This window comes from Zhongshania sp. (assembly GCF_041584495.1).
GTDB lineage: Bacteria > Pseudomonadota > Gammaproteobacteria > Pseudomonadales > Spongiibacteraceae > Spongiibacter.
On sequence record NZ_JBFHDY010000177.1, the window covers coordinates 1 to 4,859 of the forward strand.

At 52.4% G+C, this 4,859-nt stretch carries 3 protein-coding genes; all 3 read left to right on the top strand.

The window, feature by feature from the left end:
• On the top strand, positions 1-1,088 hold a 1,088-nt coding region (locus ABYP33_RS17380), incomplete at its 5' end, for a TolC family protein (RefSeq protein ID WP_373092428.1).
• The gene (locus ABYP33_RS17385; protein ID WP_373092429.1) at positions 1,085-2,317 is read left to right on the top strand and encodes an efflux RND transporter periplasmic adaptor subunit; all 1,233 of its coding nucleotides are present in this window, start codon (positions 1,085-1,087) and stop codon (positions 2,315-2,317) included. The genes ABYP33_RS17380 and ABYP33_RS17385, both read left to right, overlap by 4 nt.
• Before the next feature lie 10 nt (positions 2,318-2,327).
• The coding region (locus ABYP33_RS17390) for an efflux RND transporter permease subunit (RefSeq protein WP_373092430.1) at positions 2,328-4,859 on the top strand (2,532 nt) is incomplete at its 3' end.

Below are 4,859 nucleotides of genomic sequence, written 5' to 3' on the forward strand. Positions count from 1 at the left end.
AGCAGGCACGGGTCGGCAGTCGTCCCCAGCTTGGCTTAAGTGTTGAAGATGGATTTGGCTCAGGTGACTACAGTGGCGCCGACAACCTTCAGTCGACGCTCAGTATTAGTTGGGTTTTAGAGGGTGACTTACTGCAGCAGCGCGGACATAGCGCTGACGTGCAAAAGCAGGTGATTAGCGATGATCAAGCAATAAAGAAACTGGATGTGGCCGCCGAGACTGCCCGTCAATTTCTCACCGTAGTCGTTTATCAGCAGCGTAAGGAACTCGCTGAAGCCGCAAGAGCGCAAGCGGATTCAGTGGTTAAAGAACTATCGAAACGCATGGATGCAGGCAAATCGCTGTTTGCTGACAAACTTCGTGCCGAGGCTGAGCTAGCGCGGGCAGATATCGCGCTAGAAGATCTCGATCATGAAATTCGCGGCGCTAAGCGGATGTTAGCGACCCAGTGGAATGCCCGCGAACCCGATTTTGAAACTGCTTCCGGCTCGCTTGCAATAGCCACGGACAGATTGAATTACGAGGATCTGGCGCAGCATCTAAGCAGTCATCCGCGTGTACGGAAACTACTCAGCCAAGAGCGAGTGGCGCAATCCGAAATCGCTTTAGCGAAAACGGAAGCCCAGTCCAGGTGGCAGTTCTCAACCGGTGTAAGGCGTTTTGAAAATACCGACGACTACGCCTTAGTGGCTGGCTTTACCGTGCCCTTAGGGGGCGAACAGCGTAATAGCGGACGTATAGCCGCTTTAGCTGCGGAGCGTGATGCTTATCGTGCTGATGTTGACGCAGTGCAATTAGTGCTGGAAGCGCGCTTGTATGTTTTGCTTCAAGAGTTTCAACACGCGCAGCATGTGGTTGGCGCACTGCGTGAGCAAATTATTCCAACGCTTGAGCAAGCCCAGAAAGAAGCCCGAAACGCCTACCAGCTTGGCCGGTACAGCTACCAAGATTGGCGTGGGGTGCAGCAAGAATTGCTCGCGACACGCAGTCATTTACTGGATAGCCAGTTTAAAGCACAGCTCACACGCGTCGAAATTGAACGTCTAACCGGTTTGCCACTGCTGGGCAACGATGAGGTAAATCCATGAGTAATTCAGTAAAACGATCGTTAATCGTCAGTATGCTTGTCTCGCTATTAACGAGCTTAAGTAGCGCTGCACTCGCCGTTGGCGCCGAAGTGCAGGAAATTGAACCTGAAAAAGGCCCGCACCGGGGGCGTATGTTACGCGAGGATGATTTCGCGATTGAATTGGCAATCTTCGAGACCGGCGTACCGCCAGAGTTTCGTGTCTGGGCAAGTCAAGGTGGCGAGGCCTTGCCTCCAGAGAACGTCAAGGTAAGCGTTACTTTGGGGCGCCTCGGTGACGGCGACGACCAAATCAATTTCAGGCCGCAAGAAGATTTCTTGCGCGGTGATATGGAAATAGTCGAGCCACATTCTTTTCTAGTTACGCTCAATGCGGCTTACGGCGATAAGCGCTATGAGTGGCAGTACGATAATTTTGAAGGGCGAACTCGGATTAATGCCGATGTTGCTGACGCCATGGGTATCACCACTGGTACTGCGCGTTCACAAGTGCTCGTAGAGCGGCTGCCGCTCTTCGGTCGACTGGTAGCCGATACCAATGCTTTAACGCAGTTAAGTGCCCGTTTCGACGGTGTGATTAAAGCCATTCACGTTAGCTTAGGTCAGCAGGTGAAAGCGGGCACTCCGTTGATGAGTATCGAGAGTAACGAAAGCCTGAAATCCTATGTGTTGCGCGCCGATATTGCCGGTGAAATTGCGGCCCTGCCGGTCAATATCGGCGAAGCGACTGCTGGCCGTACGCTGGTGAGTATTGTTGATCGCTCTCGCCACGTGGTTTTACTCAAAGCCTACCCTGACGACCATCGTCGAATTGCGCTAAACAACAGCGTGCTATTGCTCAACGATGCGATGGAAGAAATTGGAGAAGGTGACGTGCAGTGGATTTCACCGCTGCTTAATGCTGATCAATCTGCGGATATACGCGTCAGTGTTGACGCCAGCAAACTTGCGCTGCCAGTGGGGAGCTTTGTTCGCGGCAATGTGGAAGTTGCTCGCTATGGAGTGCCGCTCGCGGTAAAGCGCCAAGCACTGCAAGGCTTTCGGGATTTCACCGTGGTCTACGCCAAAGTAGGCGACCAATACGAAGTTCGGATGCTGGAGCTCGGTCGCGAGGCGGGCGACTGGATTGAAGTCCTAGGTGGTCTAAAGCTGGGAACCGAATACGTTACCGAAAACAGCTACATCATCAAGGCCGATATCGAAAAATCTGGCGCTTCACACGACCACTAAAGGACGTCCCATGCTTGATGCAATTATACAATTTTCCCTAGCACGGCGCGGTGTGGTGATGGCCGCCGTTCTTGCGCTTTGTGGTTTGGGTTTATGGAATTTCAACCGACTGCCGATTGATGCCGTTCCCGATATCACCAATGTTCAGGTCATAATTAACACCGAGGCGCCGGGTTACACACCGCTGGAAGTTGAGCAACGCGTTACCTACGCCATTGAAACATCGATGGCAGGCCTGCCCGAGCTGCAGTACACCCGATCTGTTTCTCGATACGGACTTTCCCAAGTCACGGTAATCTTTGGCGACGACACTGATATTTATTTTGCACGTCAGCTAGTGAACGAGCGACTTGGCAACGTGCGCGCCAAATTGCCGATGGGGCTGGAGCCGGAGCTAGGGCCGATTGCGACGGGGCTGGGTGAAATCTTCATGTTCACCGTGGACGCTGAACCCGGTGCGACCGACGCCGATGGCAAGCTGATTACGCCAACGGATTTGCGCTCAGCACATGATTGGATTATTCGCCCCCAGCTATTGCGTGTGCCCGGTGTGGTTGAAGTAAACCCTATTGGCGGCTACAAACGGGAAGTCTTAATCGGCCTGCAACCTGAAAAAATGCTCGCCTATGGTATCTCGCAGCAAGAACTGATCGATGCGGTTGCCGACAATAATCAAAACCGTGGTGCTGGCTTTGTTGAGCAAAAAGGCGCGCAGTGGCTGTTACGTATTCCGGGGCAAGCCGAAACACTTGCTGATATTAGTAGGATTGTAATTAAAACGCTTGATGGTCAGCCTCTGCGTGTTGGTGATGTTGCGACTGTTGGCGAAGGTAAAGAACTGCGCACGGGTGCGGCCACCCAAAATGGCCGCGAAGTTGTTATGAGTACGGTATTTATGCTCGTTGGCGAAAACAGCCGTACCGTTGCCAAAGCGGTTGGCGAAAGACTTGAGGAAATTAAGTCGAGTTTACCGGCAGGCATTACCGCGACGGCGGTATACGATCGCACGGGCCTAGTGGATAAAACTCTGAAGACCGTAACGACCAATCTGCTAGAAGGTGCATTGCTGGTTATCGTTATTTTATTCTTACTGTTAGGCAATGTGCGCGCCGCGCTACTTACGGCTGCGGTTATTCCGGTTGCCATGCTAATGACGATTACTGGCATGGTGCGTAGCGGCGTCAGTGCAAACCTGATGAGTTTAGGTGCATTGGATTTTGGCTTGCTAGTAGACGGCGCCATTATCATCGTGGAGAACTGTCTACGTCGTTTGGGCCTTGCCAGCGACAAGCAGACATTGTCGTTGAATGAGCGCTTAGATGTAGTGTATAGCGCCACCAAAGAGGTGATACGACCCGCACTGTTTGGGGTGTTTATCATTACGGCGGTATATTTGCCGATCTTCTCCTTAACTGGTGTAGAAGGCAAAATGTTCCACCCCATGGCCATGACGGTAGTCATAGCCCTGAGTGCCGCAATGCTACTGTCCATCACCTTTGTCCCAGCGGCAATTGCCATGCTGTTTAAGGGGCCCGTAGTCGAAAAAGAGAATCGCGCATTTGATGCAACAAAAAACCTTTACGGTCGGCTGCTGCGCAAAGCGATCGCTATGCGTGGCGCAGTGGTGGTAGCTGCGCTGGTATTACTTGTTGTATGTGCTGGCTTGGCAAGTCGTTTGGGCAGCGAGTTTGTGCCAAATCTTGATGAGGGCGATATCGCTATGCACGCGCTCAGGATTCCGGGCACCTCGCTAAGTCAGGCGGTGGCCTTACAGGAAACCTTAGAAGCCACTATCCAGACCATGCCTGAAGTAGAGCGCGTATTTGCCAAGATCGGCACCGCCGATGTCGCGACCGATGCGGTTCCGCCGAGTGTGGCAGATAATTTTATTATCCTAAAACCTCGCGATCAGTGGCCCGATCCGAGTAAGTCTAAAAACCAGATAGTGGAAGAGCTCGCGGCGTTGGTGGAACCCGTGCCGGGCAATCGCTATGAATTTCTTCAGCCGATACAGATGCGCTTTAACGAGCTCTTGTCAGGCGTGCGCGCCGAGTTAGCCATAAAGATATTTGGCGATGACTTGTCTCAGCTCGAAGCCCTTGGCGGTAAAATCGAAGGCGCAATTGGCTCTGTTGACGGCATTGTCGATATCCAGATGGAGCAGACTACGGGCCTCTCCATGTTAACCCTTAAACCGAAATTGCTGGCTCTAGGCCAATACGGTGTTGAATTAAATACTCTGCAAGATCAAGTTGCCACGGCAATGGGTGGTCAGGGCGCAGGATTTTTCTACGAGGGCGATCGCCGCGCAGAGATTGTTGTGCGATTACCTGAAGATCGCCGTAGTGATATTGATCAGCTGGGTTCACTCCCTATTCAAGTGTCTAATGGTGGCTATGTGCCGCTGAAAGAATTGGTGGATATTGAACTGACAACGGGACTAAATCAGGTCAACAGGGAAAATGGTAAACGCCGTGTTGTAGTGACGGCGAACGTTCGTGGCCGCGACCTTGGCAGCTTCGTTAGCGACGTACAAGAAACC

What these genes read in the sequence shown, in the direction of transcription:
- ABYP33_RS17385 (WP_373092429.1), top strand. Translation starts at nt 1,085, where the DNA reads ATGAGTAATTCAGTAAAACGATCGTTAATCGTCAGTATGCTTGTCTCG.